Origin of the sequence: Candidatus Palauibacter sp. (assembly GCF_965213655.1) — a bacterium.
Taxonomy (GTDB): Bacteria; Gemmatimonadota; Gemmatimonadetes; order Palauibacterales; family Palauibacteraceae; genus Palauibacter.
Window position 1 is genome coordinate 2,349,184 of the sequence record NZ_CBDBZT010000003.1, and the last position, 18,244, is coordinate 2,367,427.

The 18,244-nt window shown below is 66.9% G+C and carries 17 protein-coding genes; 8 read left to right on the plus strand and 9 right to left on the minus strand.

Going from position 1 to position 18,244, the window contains the following annotated elements:
• Nucleotides 1-10 precede the first annotated feature (10 nt).
• Genes ACOOGH_RS12625 through ACOOGH_RS12655 form a run of 7 tightly spaced genes read right to left on the minus strand, consistent with a single transcriptional unit; the run spans nucleotide 11 to nucleotide 6,366 of the window.
• Nucleotides 11-907: a hypothetical protein gene (locus tag ACOOGH_RS12625; RefSeq protein ID WP_420449241.1), complete on the minus strand. Its 897-nt coding sequence runs from the start codon at nucleotides 905-907 to the stop codon at nucleotides 11-13.
• A 17-nt stretch (nucleotides 908-924) separates the two neighbouring features.
• The gene (locus tag ACOOGH_RS12630) at nucleotides 925-2,166 is read right to left on the minus strand and encodes a TrbI/VirB10 family protein (protein ID WP_420449242.1); all 1,242 of its coding nucleotides are present in this window, start codon (nucleotides 2,164-2,166) and stop codon (nucleotides 925-927) included.
• Entirely contained in the window at nucleotides 2,163-3,047 is an 885-nt protein-coding gene (locus ACOOGH_RS12635) for a TrbG/VirB9 family P-type conjugative transfer protein (RefSeq protein ID WP_420449243.1), read from the minus strand. The genes ACOOGH_RS12630 and ACOOGH_RS12635 overlap by 4 nt, the downstream gene beginning before the upstream one ends.
• 18 nt (nucleotides 3,048-3,065) lie before the next feature.
• Nucleotides 3,066-5,522 carry a VirB4 family type IV secretion system protein gene (locus ACOOGH_RS12640; RefSeq protein WP_420449244.1) on the minus strand — a complete coding sequence of 819 codons (2,457 nt, stop codon included), beginning with the start codon at nucleotides 5,520-5,522 and terminating at the stop codon, nucleotides 3,066-3,068.
• Complete coding sequence (locus ACOOGH_RS12645; RefSeq protein WP_420449245.1) at nucleotides 5,489-5,794, minus strand: VirB3 family type IV secretion system protein; 306 nt, start codon at nucleotides 5,792-5,794, stop codon at nucleotides 5,489-5,491. The genes ACOOGH_RS12640 and ACOOGH_RS12645 overlap by 34 nt, the downstream gene beginning before the upstream one ends.
• Entirely contained in the window at nucleotides 5,794-6,084 is a 291-nt protein-coding gene (locus ACOOGH_RS12650; RefSeq protein WP_420449246.1) for a TrbC/VirB2 family protein, read from the minus strand. Before ACOOGH_RS12650 ends, ACOOGH_RS12645 begins: the two co-directional genes overlap by 1 nt.
• A 39-nt stretch (nucleotides 6,085-6,123) precedes the next feature.
• The gene (locus tag ACOOGH_RS12655; protein WP_420449247.1) at nucleotides 6,124-6,366 is read right to left on the minus strand and encodes a hypothetical protein; all 243 of its coding nucleotides are present in this window, start codon (nucleotides 6,364-6,366) and stop codon (nucleotides 6,124-6,126) included.
• 326 nt (nucleotides 6,367-6,692) lie between these two features.
• Here ACOOGH_RS12655 and ACOOGH_RS12660 point away from each other — a divergent pair, with 326 nt between their 5' ends.
• From ACOOGH_RS12660 to ACOOGH_RS12695, 8 genes are all read left to right on the plus strand, one after another.
• Complete coding sequence (locus ACOOGH_RS12660; RefSeq protein ID WP_420449248.1) at nucleotides 6,693-7,406, plus strand: S24 family peptidase; 714 nt, start codon at nucleotides 6,693-6,695, stop codon at nucleotides 7,404-7,406.
• A gap of 298 nt (nucleotides 7,407-7,704) precedes the next feature.
• Entirely contained in the window at nucleotides 7,705-7,959 is a 255-nt protein-coding gene (locus ACOOGH_RS12665; protein ID WP_420449249.1) for a type II toxin-antitoxin system HicA family toxin, read from the plus strand.
• Nucleotides 7,959-8,171 (plus strand): type II toxin-antitoxin system HicB family antitoxin, encoded by a 213-nt coding sequence (locus ACOOGH_RS12670; RefSeq protein WP_420449250.1) that lies wholly within the window; start codon nucleotides 7,959-7,961, stop codon nucleotides 8,169-8,171. Before ACOOGH_RS12665 ends, ACOOGH_RS12670 begins: the two co-directional genes overlap by 1 nt.
• Nucleotides 8,172-8,775: 604 nt before the next feature.
• Complete coding sequence (locus tag ACOOGH_RS12675) at nucleotides 8,776-9,969, plus strand: tyrosine-type recombinase/integrase (protein ID WP_420449251.1); 1,194 nt, start codon at nucleotides 8,776-8,778, stop codon at nucleotides 9,967-9,969.
• 415 nt (nucleotides 9,970-10,384) lie between these two features.
• Complete coding sequence (locus ACOOGH_RS12680; RefSeq protein ID WP_420449252.1) at nucleotides 10,385-11,440, plus strand: porin; 1,056 nt, start codon at nucleotides 10,385-10,387, stop codon at nucleotides 11,438-11,440.
• Between the two features lie 111 nt (nucleotides 11,441-11,551).
• Nucleotides 11,552-12,997 carry an ABC transporter substrate-binding protein gene (locus ACOOGH_RS12685; protein ID WP_420449253.1) on the plus strand — a complete coding sequence of 482 codons (1,446 nt, stop codon included), beginning with the start codon at nucleotides 11,552-11,554 and terminating at the stop codon, nucleotides 12,995-12,997.
• On the plus strand, nucleotides 12,994-13,734 hold the full coding sequence (locus ACOOGH_RS12690) for a hypothetical protein (protein ID WP_420449254.1): 741 nt from the start codon (nucleotides 12,994-12,996) through the stop codon (nucleotides 13,732-13,734). The genes ACOOGH_RS12685 and ACOOGH_RS12690 overlap by 4 nt, the downstream gene beginning before the upstream one ends.
• 1 nt (nucleotide 13,735) lies before the next feature.
• On the plus strand, nucleotides 13,736-15,034 hold the full coding sequence (locus tag ACOOGH_RS12695; protein WP_420449255.1) for an OFA family MFS transporter: 1,299 nt from the start codon (nucleotides 13,736-13,738) through the stop codon (nucleotides 15,032-15,034).
• A gap of 281 nt (nucleotides 15,035-15,315) precedes the next feature.
• On the opposite strand, the gene ACOOGH_RS12700 is transcribed toward ACOOGH_RS12695, so the two are convergent.
• Nucleotides 15,316-15,636, minus strand: a complete 321-nt coding sequence (locus tag ACOOGH_RS12700) for a GYD domain-containing protein (protein WP_420449256.1) — start codon at nucleotides 15,634-15,636, stop codon at nucleotides 15,316-15,318.
• Nucleotides 15,637-16,816: 1,180 nt separating this feature from the next.
• The gene (locus ACOOGH_RS12705) at nucleotides 16,817-17,746 is read right to left on the minus strand and encodes a hypothetical protein (RefSeq protein WP_420449257.1); all 930 of its coding nucleotides are present in this window, start codon (nucleotides 17,744-17,746) and stop codon (nucleotides 16,817-16,819) included.
• Nucleotides 17,747-18,244: the final 498 nt, after the last annotated feature.

Here is an 18,244-nt window from a genome sequence, read left to right on the forward strand (position 1 = left end):
CGGCCCGCCCCTACCGGTAGAACGACGGGATGCGGAACAGGAGCCCGTCGCGGAGCGCGGACCGGTTCAGCAAGGCGGCATCCCGCATCGTCTCGGCGAGCGCGTTCGCCCGAGCGTGGTCGTCGTGCCAACGGCCAAGCCACTCAAGGCGGGCGAGTTCGGCCTGCCTCGCCCGGCTTGCCTCGGCGGCGGCCTGGTGCGCGAGCACCTGTCCCGCGGCCGCGTTGATCCGGCCCTGGCTCAGCGCGGCGGCGACCCGTGCCTGCTGGAGGGCGGTGTTCGAGATGTTTCGGTTCGAGGTGAGGTCCGCGAACGATCCCTGCGCGCTCTCGATGGTCCCGGCGAGCGCGGCCGCCGCGTCGAGTGCGGCGTAGTCGAGCACCCGCCGCCGGTCGGCCGCCTCGCGGGCACGGCGGTAGTCCTCCAGCGCGCGCGTCGCCGCTTGGGGCGGAAGGTTCCGGAAGAGGCCCAGGATGTCGGCCTCGTTCACCCGGTCGGCCGTGCCGTGCGCGGTGCGCCACAGTTCGGTGACCGAGCGGCCGCTTCCCATTGCCCGGACGGCGTCCACCGTGCGGCGGGCCTGTCCCGTGAAGTCGGATCGCCAACCGAGCCCATCGCGCACGAGGCCTACGGGGTCGGCGGCGAGGTCGGAGAACGGTTGCAGGAGCGCGTCGATCTCGCCGCGCGCGGCGCGCTCCATGTGGTCGAGCTGGTCTTGGAGTTCCGTGAGCTGGCGGGCCATCGACCGGATCTGGCTGACCTGGTGCGAGATCTGCGTGATCTGGTTCGCGATGATCGTGGCCCGCTGGAACCAGCTTCCGAAGTCGAACTGCGCGCTCGCGGGAACGGCGTTCGCGAGCGTCAGCACGGGGACGAGAAGTGCTGGGGCGAGGATGCGGTGCAGCATGGGGGAGTCCTTTCTTGTCAGCGGGGTGTGGTGCGGATGGGAGTTGGGATCAGGACATCGGAGGTGAGCCAGACGCGGAGCCGGTGGCCCGCGCGGACCGTGATCTCCGGCATCCGATTCAGATACCGGTCCAGCATCGAGGTGGCGCTGCCCCCGAGCCCTTGGCCGACGCCCGCCCGGAGTCCGTAGGGCGAGGCTCCGGCAAGCGTGAGCCCGCTCAGGACGCCGACGGCGCCGGCGGCGGCGAACGTCGAGAGGTAGCGCCGGTTCACCTGGTCCCGGAGTGCGCTCTCGCCCGCTTGGTTCAGTCCGGCGAACTCGAGATCGATCCAGCTTCCGTCGGGCAGCAGGAGCCGGTGGAACGCCACGGCGAGGCGGCTCTGATCCCGATTCTGGACGGCGCTCGCGGTGCCGACGACGCGGGCGCCGCGCGGGATCAGCACGCGTTGGCGGTCGGCCGAATACAGCGGCACCGACACCATGGCGAGCACCGGACCGGGGAACTCGCCGGAGAGTTGGGTGAGCAGCACCGCTTCGAGGAGCGAGCCTTCGGGGATCCTTTCCCAGCCCGCCGGGTCAAGCGGCCCGACCAAACGCCCAGGCTCGGATGGGCCGGACGCGGGAAGACCTGTCCGTGGCCTTGGGCCGCCCGCGCCGGGCGCGAACTCTCCGGTTGCCAGCCCGGCGGCCATCTCGGCTTCAAGCGCGGCCAACGACTGTCCGAGGGATGCGAGCGCGCCGTCGAGTGCCGCATCGGGAGACTCGGGTTCGGGCGAAGACGCCGCCCCTGCATCCGAAGCCCGGTTCGGATCCCGGTAGGACTGCGCGACCGGTCGCGACCGGAGCGAGCGCGTCCTGCGCTCGACCTCTTCGAGCCGGAGCGCCTCGCGTAGCTCGTACTCGGCCCGGCCGACGCCGGCCCGGGCATTGCCGGCATCCGCCTCCGTGTCTTGTCCGGCCGTCTCCCGCCCGGCGGCATCGGACTGCCGCCGCTCCCGGTCCGCATCGGCCGCCGCCTGCTGGCTCTGGCGGTCCGTCTCGGCACTGAAGCGTCCATCGAATGCGCGGCCCGCGCGGGCGTCCACGGCCCGCGCTTCCGCGGGGGCGACTCCCTCGGCCGTCTCGTCGGGACCCGACAGCGACGAGGAGAGGAACAGCCCGGCGACGAGCACGGTGATCAGGGCGATCCCCGCCTTCGTTACGATGCCGCCGGGCAGCGCTCCCTTGGGTTCCTTCACCCACTGCTTCCAGCGGCTCATCGGGAACCCTCCACGGGCTCGAACCGCCAGCGCAGCCGCTCCTCGCCGATCTGGAGCCACCCGTCGCCAAGGACGCGGCGCGCGATGTAGAGACCGTCCTCGGTCAGATCGAACGCGACCAGACTCGGCTCCCCGTCCCTGAGTTCGTAGAGCGCCGGGGATTCCTGCGCGCGCGAGCGGATGTAGGTGAAGAGCCCGTCGTGCCACATCGCCTCGATGAGGAACGGCCGCTCGGACGCGTCCCGGTCCAGCCGGTACTCGAACCGCAGCCGTTCGGGGTAGGAGGCGCGGAACGCTTCGATCTCCGCGGCCGCCTGCTCTCGCGTCTCGGCGATCGCGGCCTCGGCCTCCGCGCGCGCCAGGCCTGCGGCCTCGGCCGCCTGGGCCGCCATCTGCCGGTAGGCCGCAACCTCGCTCCGGGCCACGAACGCGGGTCCGCCCGCGCTGCCGGCCATCTCAGCCGCTTCTGCGCCCGCCTCTACGCGGACGACGAGGTGGGGCGGCTCCTCCCCGTGCTCGGAGACGAGGAACGAGTAGATACGCCCGGATTCGCAAACGAGCGCGACGTTCGTCGCCGCGTCCTCGGCCAAGGGCTTCAAGTAAGCGACGTTCGCCGCGCCGGTCAGGTGCCAGTACTCCGAATCGCCGGCCACGAAGTCGAGGATCCGCTCTTCGGCCGGAAGCACGATTACCGTCGTGTGGCGCACGCGCGCGCGCAGCCGGGGGATCCGCTCATCGCCCTCCTCCGGCACCGGCACGCGCAGGTAGGCGGCATCGGCGCCCGGTTGCTGCGCGCAGGCGTCGCCGGGCAGCGCCAGCAGGAGCAGCGTGAGCAGGACAACGCCGATCCCGAGCAGGATCGCTTCGGTTGGTGTCTTCATGGTGTCACATCCTCTCGGTTAGTGAGGTGGATTGGTTCGGCCCGCGAGCACTTCGAGCGCTCGGACCAGCCCGTGCCTCGCCACGGCCTCCGCGCGCCTCTCGGCGTCCAGGGGCGACGACGTGTAGAGCCAGTAGCTCTCCGGATCGACTTCGAGGCAGAGCACCGCCGCCTCGTCCGGTCGGCGGAGATAGAGTTCGCGCTTGGGCGTCAGCTCACGGATCCGGGCCACCTCCGACTCGTTCAGCCGGAATAGCGCACCGGCCTCGGCGGGCAGCTCGGGGTTGGCGAGGAACAGCTTGGTGGGGATCGATTCGAGGAGCGCCGACGCCCCGGGTGTCCCCGTCACGTCCACGGCGGACTGGGTGGCGAGCACGAGCGCGGCGTTCTTCTTCCGCCACGTCTTGGCCGCCTCGGCCAGGTAGTTCAGCACGGCGGGGTCCTGCATGTACCGCCACGCCTCGTCCACCACCATCAGCTTGAGCCGCGCGGTCTCGGCCGGGTCCTCGATCGCCAGGCGCATGCGCTCTAGGAGGTAGGCGAGCGCCGCCTCGCAGAGGTCCGCGTGCTCGGCCGCGCCCGCAAGGTCGATCACCTGCCAGTCGCGGAACTCGATATCGGTCGCGGCCGCCGGGGGGTTGTCGAAGAAGGCGCCCCATGCCCCGCCTTCCGTCCAGCGGCTCAGGGCGGGCCACATCGCGGACGGGAGCGAACCGGCCAGCACGCTCAGCGTGCGCCGCTCCGCCCCGAGCGCGTAAAGGTCCTCGATGCGTGCGCGGATCTCGCTCGTGTCCGATCCGTCGGCCTCGTACCCTCCGAGCTTCAGGAGCCGTAGTACCCAGCCGGTGAGGAACTGAAACGTTCTCGTGGTGGCGGGCAGCGCGAAGGGTGTGAGCCGGAGCGTCGGCTCCGCCTCGCCCGGTGCAAGTTCCAGATACCGGCCTCCGAGGAACCGGGTCAGCCAGCGGTACGAACCGCCCAAGTCCAGGATCAGGATGCGCGGGTCGTACTTGAGTGCCTCGACGAGCAGGAAATTCAGCGCAAAGCTCTTGCCCGAACCCGTCGCGCCCAGGATCAGCGTGTGGCCCACGTCGCCCGCGAACAGGTCGTAGCGGTATGCCGTCCGCCACGGCGTCTCGAAGACCGCCAGCGGCTCGCGGTCCAGATGCCGACTCTTCTTCTCTCCCCTCGGCGGCCCGAACACGGGCGCGAGGCAGGCGGCGAGCCCGGCCGACACGAACACCCTGCGCACTTGCCGGCGCTTCGGCTGGGCCGGGAGGCGCGCGAACCACGCGGGAAGCTGGCCATAGCCCTCCCGGATCACCTTCGCATCGTGCGCGGCGAACAGGCGGCGCACATCGCCGTCCAGCCGCTCGATCTCTTCGAGTTCGCCATGGATCGCCACGGTGAGCGACGCCTCTCCGTAGGCCACCCCGTCGGCTTCCAGTTCGACCAGCGCGTTCCCAAGCCGGTCGGACTCGGCGGCCGCGGCCGAATCGACCATCGCCGCCGCCGTGCCCTGCGCGTCCTGCGCGTGCGCCATCATCGAGTAGCGCCGCGAGAAGTAGTGGCGCTGCGCGCTCCGGATCCTTCTCCTCGCCGCTTCCACCGTCCACGGCCGCCATTCGAGCGAAACTGTCGTCACCGCATCGAGGCAGTAGAGGTCTTGGAGCAGATTCGCGTGCGCCTGCCCCGGCGGTGAGAGAAGCGAGTAGAGGATCACGGGCTCGCCGTCGAGTTTCAGGTGCGAACGCTCGGCCTCCAGCTCCGACAGCGCGAGCCGCCAGTTCATGCCGCTCCCCGTCGCACCGTCCCAGAACGTGCCGGGCTTGTTCGTCAACTCGGAAAGGAGGCCGGACGCCTCGTGCGCTCCGAGCAGTTCGATGGGCGTGTGTTCGGCCACGAGCGAGCGGCCTGCGTCGATCATCGCCCGGAACCGGTCCGCCGCCGCCTCGATCTCGGAAGCGAGATAGGTTGTTGCCGTCCTGCCGCCGCGCTTCCGAAGTCGCTTGAGCCGCGCCAATAATCCAGACCCGGCGCCCGCGCCGACCGGGCGGAGATCCGGATCGTGCGACCAGACCACGAAGGCGTCGAGCCGCTGGACGCGCCCGGCGAGGAACGCGTTTCGCTTGCGGCCCGAGACGGACGCGATGTCCGAGCCGCTCGTCTCTGGACCATCGTCCCGGCTGGGGCGCCGGAGCAGATGGAATTGGAGGCGCGTGCCGGGACCGAGGCCCGAGAGCAACCTCTGCCAGAGTCCCAGCACGCGGTCGATCTGTTCGGGTGTGCGGCCGTCCACCGCGGCGGGCCGGATCCGGCCCGCCGCCACAAGCTCGCCCGAACGGGTCAGACAGGTGCGGCCGTCTTCGAGCCAGCCCCAGTAGGGCAGCTCCTCGGCCAGCGAACCCGCAGCCTCATGGGCGCGGAGTTCGTCGGCGACCCTCACTTCGAGTCCGTCCGGATCATGAGGTGCCACGGCTGGTCCGCCCACTTGCCCGGATCGAACCGCGCCGGATGGCGCGCGGCCGCGCGGAGCACCGCCAGCATCGCCGGATCTTTCCGGCCAGCGAGCCAGCCCGCGCCATAGCAGCCCGCGAACACCGCGCCGCCCGCCACGAGCGAGGCCGTCGCGTTCCACACCGCGACCGCGAGCGTCGCGCCCAGCAGGAACAGCCGCCGCTCGACGCCCAACACCGTCAGCGGACGGTTCAGCGCCGCGTAGCCGGCCCAGCGCGTCAGACCCCTCATCAGAAGAGCCAGCCCAGGAAGTTCACCGCGCCCACCGCCATCCCGATCCCGAAGATGATCCCGGCCAGCGTGCGCTTGCTCCCGCCCTCACCGAACGCGAACATCAGCCCGCCCACCACGATCGCGATCAGAGACAGCCCACGCGCGATCGGTCCCGTGAACTGCGTCTGAAGCTCGGTCACCGCGTCCACCCACGGACTCGTGCCCTGCGCGTGGAGCGCGTCCGGCGTCAGCATGAGCAGCACGGCCCACACAGCTCCGCGCGTCGTCGTCAGCAACGTTCTCATCATCTCTTTCCTTTCTCTGAAGGGGGTCGGTGGACGGCGGCCTTACCGCCGCCCCGGTTCGGTTTTCGGATCCCGCGGACCATCCGATCCGCGCGTGTCCTCGTAGGTCTCCATGAAGGCCAGAACCCGGTCCACCGTCGCCAGCCTCGGCGAACGTCCCCGGCGCACGTCGCCCACGAACTTCCGGTCGCCGACCGCGCGTTCCCCGAATTCCGTTGGCGACAGCCCCGTCCTCCTCAGGAACGCCGTCATGTGCCGCTCGAACTCTTTCGTCAGGTTCCTCATCGCCCGCAAACCAAAGCAGCGTGTTGGCAACATGCGCAAGGTGGTGGGAAATAGCCTATTTCCCACGTCGTTCAGGGACAACGAGTTGCGGAATCGGGGTTACGGCACACCTCCGCCAGCGGGGCGGAAAACACCTCCGGTGGCCTGGAACCACTACGCTATCGTGGAATCAATCGACGCTATCCGCCCCGATGCCTCGAAGTCTTCGTGAGGGGGAGTCATGCGGGGGGTTGGCTCTGGTAAAACCCTAACGGTGGAAGGCGATCGTGTGCCGGATCGGGATGATCCGGTTGCATTGGCATCGGAAAGTGGGTAATTTCCCACTCATGGGACGACGAAAGAAGGACGCCGGTCAACTGGACCCGGTGCGCCGAAGGCTGCTCAGGATGGTGGCCGACAGCCGCACGAACCTGCGCACGGCCTCACAGGCGATCGAGCGAAACGACGCCTACCTGCACCAGTTCATCCACCGGGGTACGCCGAAGGTGCTGGCCGAGGACGACCGCGAGGCCTTGGCCAAGCATCTGGGGTGCAGTCCCGATCTTCTCAGGCACGACCGAAGGTTGACGCGCCGGACGCGTCCGAAGCCGGCGCCACCGAGTCCCCACGCGGCTCCGAGTGGCTACAGCGCCGTGCCGGAGATCAATGTCCGCGCGTCGGCGGGTCCGGGGGCGTGGAACGACGACCTCGAGGAGGAGACCGACACCTGGCTGTTCGCCGATCCGCTCATCCGCCACGAGTTCCGGGCCAGACCCGAGGATCTGCGGATGATCACCGTGGACGGGGACTCGATGGAGCCGGTGCTCTCAAGCGGCGACCGCATCCTCATCGACGTCAGCCTCAAGGTGCCCGTCCCGCCCGGCATCTTCGTCATCTGGGACGGCATGGGGCTCGTCGCCAAGCGGATCGAGCACATGCCCCACTCCGAGCCGCCCAAGGTCGTGCTCAAGTCCCTCAACCCCGACTACGAAAGCTACGAGTGTGCCGCCGAAGAGGTCCGCGTCGTCGGACGGGCGGTCTGGGCCTCCAGAAGGCTGTAGCAACCAGCAACCGTTCGCATCGGCACCCTGAAACGCATGATCCAGAAGCGCGGGAACGGACCTCGCACCACGCGGTCGCTCCGCGAAGGACATGCGCTATATTGACGGATTAGATTCCTTACTTGGAGACGGCAGCCATGAACAGCTTGCCCACGCAGACCAGCGGCATATCGGCAGTCTGCGATTCGCCCGGCGACGGGGCAACGGCTGGGCTGGCATGAGCGCTGCGCCGGTTGGCCGGAGAGGCCGTGCAGAGATCTGGAGCCTGCGGTTTCCGGCGGGGCACGGCAACTAACGGATGAGTCGCCGCGATCGGCTGGTTCGGATCATCCTCGGCGGGCGCTCCGACGCGAACATCCGCTTCGATGAACTGCGGGCGCTGATGCGGCATCTTGGATTCGAGGAGCGGATCCGCGGCAGCCACCACCTCTTCGACAAGGAAGGTGTAGTGGAGATCGTCAACCTTCAGAGCCGGGGTGGCCACGCCAAGCCCTACCAGGTGAGTCAGGTTCGGCGGTTGATTCTCAAGTACAAGCTGGGAGCGGACGACTAATGTACAAATACGAGATCATCCTCTACTGGAGCAACGAAGATCAGGCGTTCGTCGCCGAGGCACCTGAATTGCCCGGGTGCATGGCGCACGGAGATGATCAGGAGAGTGCGTTGAGGAACATCAAGGACGCGATGCGGTTCTGGATCGACCGGGCACGCGAATTGGGGCGGCCCGTCCCGGAGCCCAAGGGCGAGCGCCTGATGCTCGCCTGACTCGCCCCATGAAACCTCACCCTACTCCTCGGTCTCGTGGGCGACGCGCGTGGACCTCGACGTGGAGGCAACGCAACACTTCGGGGAGAAGGCGGCGGCGCGGAGGAGACGGAGCGGATCGAGGCCGCCAACCGCGACGGTCGAGGCCCACCTCGAATCGGACGCAGCCGCCGAACGGATCACGGAGCACCGCAGAGGCCAAGCCGATCCAGGCGGGGACCTCCTGAACCTTGGCGACCGGGCTGACGTGGGCCCGGCCGCTCTCCCCATGAGGAATAGGTGCCGATGCGCTGGCGCGACCAACGACCTAAGCTCACGACACCCCTATATCGAGATCGATGAGAACACCGCGTCGATCGTGTCGCCGGGGCTGACGCCCCGGCCTTCGTTGAGCGGTCAAGCTCACCTTCTCAGGCGGAGGGGGTGTCCGCCTCCCCGCCATTCCCGTGCAGTCCATGCTGATCCCGTAACGTGTCCTAAATCCCTTTCCCCAAGAATGTTACACCCGCCATACCGTCCCTTGACGTCCCGTGATGTTCCGGGTATTCTTGAACACGCTGTGGGACGTACCGTGGGACAACAGATGAGACGGTAACCAAGAGCAATGACCTCGAAGACACCGAAACCAGCGACCGGACTCACCGGCCTGTTCGTCCGCAACTTAGGCCACAGCGGGAAGGCCGGTCCGGACAAGTACGGGGACCAACACGGCCTGATCCTACGGGTGCTTCCTTCCGGGAGCAAGCAATGGATCTGGCGCGGCACCGTTGGCGGAAAGCGGGTGGATATGGGCTTGGGCGGATACCCTTATGTGACGCTCGCCGAGGCCCGCCAGAAGGCTTTCGAGTACCGCAAGTCGGCCCGCTCCGGCGAAGATCCGAGGCTGGCCAGACGGGCCTCGCCGAAGTTCAAGGAAGCAGCCGAGACGGTGATCGCCATCCACCGTGCGTCTTGGCGTCCCGGCGGGAAGAGCGAGGGTCAGTGGCGGGCGAGTCTTCGCGACTACGCGATGCCGCGGCTGGGCGGGAAGGGGATCGACGAGATCACGACGGCGGACGTGATGGAGGTCCTGCTCCCGATCTGGTCGAGCAAGCCGGAGACCGCGCGGAGAGTGCGCCAGCGAATCGGCGCGATCATGAAGTGGGCGGTGGCTCAGGGCTACCGGGAGAGCAATCCGGCCGGTGACGCTATCGCTTCGGCCCTCCCGCGCCACGGGAAGGGCCGTCAGCACTTCCGGGCACTTCCGCACGGGGACGTGGGCGCGGCGCTTGAGACGATCCACGCTTCGCGGGCATGGCCCGCGACCAAGCTCGCCTTCGAGTTTCTGGTCCTGACGGCGGCGCGGTCGGGCGAGGTCCGCCACGCCATTTGGAAGGAAATAGATGTCGGGACGGAGACTTGGACGGTCCCGGGCGACCGCATGAAGTCCGGGCGTACACACAGGGTGCCGCTGACTCCGAGGGCGATCGAGGTCCTTCGCGAGGCTCGCCGTCAGTCCGGAGGGGATGGACTTGTCTTCCCGTCTCCGACCAACCGGGTGCTCTCGGCCAGCACGCTCTCGAAGCTGCTCAGGGAGAACGGCGTTCTTGCCGTGCCCCATGGGTTTCGCACGTCGTTCAGAGTCTGGTGCGGCGACACCGGCGTGGCCAGGGAGGTTGCCGAGGCGGCCTTGGCCCACGTCGTGCGTGACAAGGTGGAGGCCGCATACGCCCGAGGAACCCTTTTCGCGCGTCGGCGGGAGGTGATGGAGCAGTGGGCTCGCTACCTTGCCAAGCCCGCAGGAGCGGACCCTGCCTGAACGCAAACCGGACAGGTACGGACAAGGGGGGTACGAAACAGCGTTCTTGGCAACGATCAAAGGCGTCCCGTCGCGAGACCGACGCTCAAATCGAACAGGCGTGCAGGCTCTTCCGTCCCCCGATTGAGGTCTACATCTGGTTGGACCCTGCTCTCGACATGGAGCATAGGAAACACGATTCGGTCCCCATCTGGCCCAACCCTTTCTGTGGCTGGGAAGCTGACTGCGATAGGCACTGGCTCGCGCTTATGGTCCCCACGCTTCGGAGGTTCGGGCTTCGCCTCTCCAAACTGGTCGGTCTTCGGGATCCCCCTTTGGTACTGCGCAAGAGAACGGCGCTGGCGGTCTGGCCAGAGGCAGCTATCTTCGACCGTGACCGGGCCGCCCGGGACCTTCTTCGAGAGGGCAGATCCACATGAGCATACCTTTCAGCGGAGTGGCAGCCGTAGTCGGCTTGGGACTGGCACTTGTGATCGCCGGGCCCCTGAACGCACAGGAAATTGGGGCACGCGGCGGGTCCAGCGTCACCATCGGCGCCAGGATCCAAGCTCAGTTCGAGGCATCGAGCGTCGACGACACGCCCTCATCGTTCTTCATCCGCCGTGCGTGGGTGACGATGGACGGGCGGCTGAACGATCTGGTGGCGGCACGCGCGCAGTACGATATCGACGGGTCGACGGTGCTAGAGGCCTACCTCGAACTTACGGCGAGCGAAGCGCTGCAGGTACAGCTGGGCCAGTTCAAGAAGGGGATTTCGGAGTTCTGGCTCGTGCCGAACGCTTGGCTCCCGATCATCGAGCGCGACGCTCGGGTCACCGGCGTCGATCACTGCCCCGGTGTGGGCAGCGTGTGCTCCTTTGGTCGTCTGACCGGCGCATTGGGGCTGGACAACTACGAGCCGGGCATCCTCGCGCAGGGTCGCTTCGGGGAGCGTTTCGGATACCGGTTCACACTCACCAACGGTGAGGGAATCGGCTACAGGGACGTGAACCGCGGCAAGTCCGCCTCCGGTCGCTTCTCGGTGTTCCCGGCCGCCGGCAGCCGAGTGTCGGCCTACTTGGCCCTGGATGAGACGCTGGATTCGCATGGCGAGACGATGGGCCTGCCGGCCTACGGGGCCGAGGTGGAGATCGGGACCTGGCTCGACGGTCCCCATCTCATGGTCAACGCCCTGCGGGGTCGCAATTGGAAGCTGGACGACGATGCGAAGTTCTCGGCCCTTCAGCTCATGGCTTTCTGGTATTTCCCCTTGGCGCCCGAGTCACACTTCGCGGCGGTCGAGCCGATGGTCCGGGTTAGCTGGGTCGACTCGGGTGCCGAAGATCCCGACAAGGTCACGGGTACGGTCGTGACCCCGGGCGTGATGGTCTACTTCGTGGGCCGGAACGGGATCTCCACCAACGTGGATTTCTACACGTCCGGCGATCATTCCGACTGGTCCCTGAAAGTCCAAGCGTTCGCCTTCTTCTGATCGCCGGTCAAGTTCGGCAGACCGGTGCCGCCGTGCTTTGAATCTATGTCTGTTTGTGATAGACTCCGATTGTTGATCGGATCGGTCGATGATCGAAACGGAGGTCTAGGCATGTCGGTCGTAAGCGACGGCCTCAATCAAATCGACCTAACCGAGGGAGTTGGTGACGTGCGGTCTTCCTCTCGATCCCCGGACTTTGAGGGCCCTCCGTCCGGTGGACTCCTGACGCGCCGCTCCGCGATCCGCGCCGGTCTCGCCGGCCTGCTCGGCGCGCCCTTCGCCGCATCGCTCAGCGCCTCCCTCGGCGCCTCCTCCCGACCGCTCGCTCCCGGCCTGCGCTGGAGCGGAAGGAGCCGCGCACAGCCTGACGACGAGATCCTCCTTGGCGTGTCCGCGGCCTTCTCCGGGCCCTCGCGGGGACTGGGCACCGAACTCTACCGCGGCGCCATGGCCTGCTTCGGCCAAGTGAACGAACAGGGCGGCGTCAACGGGCGGCGAATCACCCTCAAGCTCTACGACGACGGTTATCAGCCCGATCCGTGCGTGGAGAACACGCTCAAGCTGATGCTGGAGGACGAAGTCTTTCTGCTGTTCGGCTACGTCGGCACGCCGACCGTCACCCGCGTCCTGCCGCTGCTGAAGAAATTCCAGGACCAGCAGATGTACATCTTCTTCCCCTTCACGGGCGCCCAGCCGCAGCGGGAACCGCCGTACGGGGAGTTCGCCTTCAACCTGCGCGCTTCCTATGGCCAGGAGACGGCCGGTCTCGTCGACAACTTCGTCCGCATCGGGCGGCGGCGCATCGCCGTCTTTTACCAGGCCGACGCCTACGGGCGCAGCGGCTGGGCCGGCGTGAGGGCGGCGCTGGCACGGCACGGGGAGACGATTGCAGGCGAGGCCACCTACAGGCGAGGCACGCAGTTCACGAGCATCATGCGGCCGCAGGTCGAGATCCTGCAGGAGGCCGAGCCCGATGCGGTCATCTGCGTGGGGGCGTACGCCGCCTGCGCCGCCTTCGCCCGCGACGCGATGGATCTGGGTCTGCACGTGCCCATCGCGAACCTCTCCTTCGTGGGCAGCGAGAACCTGCTCTCCCTCCTCGTGGAGGCCAGCCGCGACGACCCGGCCCATTACACGCCGTGGCTCGTGAATTCGCAGGTCGTGCCCAGTTACGAGGACACGACGATTCCGTCCGTGCCCGAGTACCGGGACCTGATGGACCGCTACGATCCACAGGTGCCGGAAGAGCTGGTGGTGGAACCGTACGACCCGTTCCCGTACAGCTTCACGAGCCTCGAGGGATACCTGGATGCGAAGCTGCTGACGGAAATCCTGCGTCGGATTGACGGCACACCGGAGCGCGGCAAGCTGAACGACGCGGTGTTCTCGGTGCGGAACTACGATCTGGGGATCGGCGAAATGGTCTCGTTCGGGCCCGATCGACGACAGGGTCTCCAGAGCGTCTATCACACTGTCGTGGAGGACGGCCGCTTCGTCACCCTCAACGACTGGGAAGCCAAGTTCGGCCTGAACGCGACGAGCGACGGGGCCTCGTGAGCCAGCCGGAATCAAACGAGATCCGGATCAAGAAGCTCTTTCGGAGGACGCGCTTCGGCATCTTCGTCCTCTTCGGGGCGATCGTCTTCTCCACCTCCGCCCTTTCGATCCGCACGGTCTCCAGCCAGCTGTCGGAGGAGTACGAGAGCAACAGCGCGAACATCGCCAAGAACATCGCCGACTCCAGCGTCGACATCCTCCTCAACCGCAACCTCGCCACGCTGCAGTCGCTCATCGACCAGTTCGTCGAGATCCAGAGCATCCGGTACATCTACATTACGAGCGACACCGGGGAGATTCTGACCCATACGTTCGTGCCCGGCGTCCCCGAAGTGATCCGCGAGGGCGATCCGCACGCCACCGAGCCGATCGAGCGCAGCCTGCCTGGGATGGGCGATTTCGTCGAGGTCGGAAGCCCGATCCTGGCCGGCCAGGCCGGTACGGTGCATGTGGGGATGGATCTCGATCTGGTGCGGCTGAAGATCCAGCGGGCCACCGGGCAGCAGATATACCTCATCTGCATCATCCTCATCGTCGGCATCCTGGGCTCGATCTGGTTCGTGCGGCTCGCCGTCACGCCGCTGGAAGACCTGCTGTCCTATGTGGTGACGCTGGCGCGCCGTGACGAAGCCGCGACGACCGATGCGAAGGTGCTGGCGCGTGATGACGAGATCGGGGAGATGGCCCGCCTCATGCTGCACGCCGTGAAGGGCGAGACGGCGCCGGGAGCGGACTGAGGTGTCCTCATCCTCGGAGGGCTGGAAGGCGCCCCGAGTAGTGATCGCCTTCTTCTGCACCGTCCTGCAGGTCTGCTTCGGCACGGTGTACGCCTGGAGTTTCTTTCAGACGATTCTCGTCCGGCAGGCGGGCTGGACGTTCACCGAGGGATCGCTCGCCTTCTGCATCGCGATCTTCTCTCTCGGGACGGCAGCGGCCTGGGCCGGCCAGCTGCTGCCCAAGGTGGGGCCCCGGCGTCTCGCCCTCATCGGGAGCACCTTGTTCGCGGGTGGCTACGTCGTGGCGAGCGTCGCGCTGCGGCTTGATTCGATCCTGCTCTTCTACCTCGGCTACGGGTTCATCGGCGGGATGGGCATCGGACTGGGGTACGTGACGCCCGTCACCACGGCCGCGAAGTGGTTCCCGGACCGGAAGGGACTGGTCACGGGCATCGTCGTGATGGGTTTCGGCATCGGCGCGCTTCTCCTGAGCAAGGGTCTCGCGCCCCTGCTCGTCGTGCAGACGGAGGGGGACCTGCCGCAGACCTTCCTGTGGCTGGGGATCGTGTTCGCCTGCATCCTGATCCCGAGCAGCCTGGTCATCGACGACCCTCCCGCCGCCCAGGTCGCGCCGTGGAAGCAGCCCGCACAGGTGGCCCCGTACCTGAAATCCAGCCAGTTCGTCATCATCTGGATCGTCTTCTTCTTCAACATCGCCGCGGGCATCTCGGTCATCAGCTTCCAGTCCGAACTGCTACAGGAGGTGTGGGGGCTGGCCGATCCGAGCGTCGAACCAGCGGTGCTGGCGGAGTACGGCGCGACGCTCATCGCGGCAAGTTCCGTGTGCAACGGGCTGGGACGGATCCTGTGGGCGTGGCTCTCCGACCGCGTGGGGCGCGTGGCGGTGTTCCGGATGCTGCTCGCGAGCCAGATGGTCGTGTTCGGCGTCCTCATGACCGAGTCCAACCCGTGGGTGTTCTCGGCGCTCGTGTGCTACGTGCTGCTCTGCTTCGGCGGCGGGTTCGCGACCATGCCGTCGTTCATCCTCGAGGTGTACGGTCCCAGGAACATGTCGAAGGTCTACGGCGCGATCCTGACTGCGTGGGCCGCAGCCGGCATCTGCGGCCCGCTGTACGTCGGATACCTGAAGGACAGCTACCCCGACCGCGCGGTCATGTACTGTTTCCTGATCGGGATCCTGATGCTGGGCGCGGGCTACCTGTTCTCCTACCTGCTCGACGATGACCGCGTCCGCCTGGGCCGCCCGACGGTGCGGCAGACGCTGGAGCGCTACGGGATCCCCGTCCCCGACCGGTCCTGACGGGCACCGAAGCGAAATAACGCGAAAAGGGCCGCCTACGCCCCGACCAAGGCAACCCAAGAGCTACTCCAAAATGACCCATCACCCGGTAACCCGGTCGCGGATGCAAGTCGCACAGGTCGCGGCGAAAGCTATCTCAGCTACAACGGAACCTCGATGCCGAATCTTCGATCACAACGCTCTTTCCACACATTTCCGGAACTTGGATCAGCCCCGGAAGCCGGACCCTCACTGAGTCAAAATATGGTCTGCCCAGACCCCCAGAAGAGGGGATGAGCCCATCAAGCTCCCGGTGGGCGGTACGCGACGCCCCGCGCGACCGCCTCGTCAACGGTCTCCGGGTCGACCAGAACAGTCACGGCGACCGTAAGGGCCCCGGCTGCCGCGATGTTCAGCGATAATGACAGGGCTGCTGTCTCGTCCGGAAGGTCGGCGATCAAGTAGAGGTCGTCGTCGCCGAGAGCGTAGTAAAACCCCTCCAGCGTGCCACCGATGCTCTCCACGGTTTGGCGCAAGGCCTCACGCCTCCCAGTGCCTCCCTCGGCAATCAGACCTTTCAAGCCGGACGGCGTGTAGCTTGTCCGCAACATGTACTTTCCCACGTTCCCCTCCAATTCCTTGGCCCACAGTCGACGGTGAAGAAGCCTCTCTCGTAACGATCGCGAGTCGGCATCTCGCTAGACCCGAGCAGTTCACTTCCGAAGCCAGATTCGACCATACCGAACCCGCCGTCAAGACGGTCTTGCCATCGCCTCCGGCGACGAGGGAAAAGTTTCGTTAGCGTTTGCGCCCTGCCGACCAATTCAAAACGCTCTGAATTGCCGTTGACTCACGTCAATCCCGAGATGCGACCGCGTACGCCGCAAGATGGGGCCGATACGCCCCCCGAGGCTCGTCAACTCCGGCCGGGTGTGTCACATTTTCGGCCGCCATTGACAGTTGGTACTGGGTTGCCGTGGATCACCCCAAAACCACTCTTTCCGCGCCGATAGCGGTCACCCGCCGGTCCAAGCGCGAGGCCCCGTTAGGCCGACCAAGTCTCGTTGGAGACTTGCTGCGTCACATATCACCTACCAGAACTCCAAACTCACGGGCGACGGCTTCCGTCGCGTGAGATCCCGTGCGGATCGAGACCCCGACGAAGTGGCCATTTGGTGCTCAACCCGGTGGCACTGTGCCACCGATCCACCAACCAGCTCCACCGCGATCTCCCGGCCCCGGTAGCGGACTTGCCTGAGGCCGACGCCTTCCTCGACGCCGTGAGCGAAACGCTGGTGTGGCGACCACATCGGGACTTGGGGTTTCGGGCACCTTCAAGGTGCGACACCGCAGGGGAACGTGCGACAATCCGAGAACTGGCGAACCGGTCGAGGTCTCGCCGCGTGTTGAGTCGGCATTCGAGCCTTCGAGTTGCCTCAGCATTCGAGTGGACCAACGTTGCGGCGCATCCGGAACTGACAAAGCCCTTCGAGGCCGCTGCGTTGTAGGCCTTGGGACGGCGTTCCCGCCGGCTCGAACACCGTTAGGTAGTCAAGCAAGCAAGCAAGCCAGCCGACTCCGTGTTGAACACGGAGGGCTGGCCAAGGGGCGCTGCGCCCCCTCGAACCCCAGCATTCCGCACCGCCGGCGCAGCCGCAGTGCTGGCGGCTTACGTCGCCCCCGAAGACCCGTCGCGTCACACCGACCCGAACATGGTTCGGCCACACAAGGTGGCGGTCGACGTACCCCGTTCTTGGAGGGCACGACCAAGAAGGGCCGAGAATGCGCGTGGCGCCTGTCCGGTCAGGGCCGCTCGGTCAGCCGGCGTAGCTCCACCGTCTGAACGTCGAATGCGTCGCGGGTCAAGACGGCCACCATGTCGTCGTCCGCGGCCAGCACGATGATATCGAGTGCAGATGCGGCCACTCGCCCGACGAGTTCGCCATCCCGCGAGTACACGGTCCACCCGCTCCCGCCGCCCGGAGCCAAGCCATCGTAATCAGGCACCCACAGCGCCCCTCCAACCGCCCGAGGCCGTCCGTAGTAGGGGTAGAACCGAGGCAGGTCGTCCGGGGCGATGCCGTCCAGATCGGGAACGGAATCGCGGCCGCCGAAGGTAAGCGGCATCGGCTCGAGTGGCTTGTACGGATCCAGTTCCTCGACCGGATTCCCCGTGGCGTCGAATGCCCGGATCACCGGATCCGTGTTGTCCACGACATGGTATCTGTCGCCCACGACGACCACCCACACTTCACGGCGGTAGGGGTAGATGCTCATCGTCTCCGGGGAGGCGTAGTGCTCGGAGCCCAAGTGCGTCCCGAGGCTTTCAGCCAAGGGCCCGTCCGGATCATGCCTCCCCAGTTCAATGTTGAACCGGCGAATCATGGGTGCCTCCGCCCAACCGAAGGCCCACGCCGAGACGAGGATGGATCCATCGGGGAAGAACCCTTTGACATCCGCTGCGCTGTGGTTCCCCCAAGGCCGGATGGGCACCGTTCGCTCCAGCGCGCCGGAGCGGTCGCGAACGGTCACGCGCGAGAGGCGGTTATCGAACGTGTAGAGCTTGTCGCCGATGGCCTCAACGAGGTCCAAGCTCACATATTCGCCCGGGCCTTCTCCCTCGCCGCCCACCGTGTGGAGCAGCCGGCCGGTCGCCCGATCATGGTACCGCAGTGAGGATGTGCTCTTCTCGGCCAGGATGAGGACCTCGTGCATGAGCACCGCACCGATCACCTCGTGGAGTGCCTCGTCGGGGTCGTCGCCGATCGTGAGCAGGGCAGTGACCCGGGGCGATGTGCAGGAGGCCCAAGGTAGGTTGCCGATCTCCGGTTGGCACGTTCGGGCGCGGGAGAGTGCGGGCCTCGCAATCCGGCGAGCCGCATATCGGGCTTCACGGTCGACTCAGGGTCTTGGAGATGCCCGTGACTGGGCTGGGACCGTGGCCGCCAAGTCGGCGCGCGCCGCCGATTACGGTGCGATCGTCAACCCGCAAGATTCGCCCCCGCGGGCGAACGAAGGCGAGCCTCTTGCGCACGGTCTCCGCGCGGCGGCGCGGGATGCCTTTGGGGATCGAAGGGGTGCGCCCCTCGTCAGCCGCGATGTTGAACATCGCGTGTGCTGGCTGAGCCGCTTAGCCGCCCCAAGCGCGGCCAGACACCCGACACGCCGGGGGGAACCTGAAGCGAAGCTCTCAGGCCTGTACAGGACCAACGGCCGACCCCCTTCATGGCC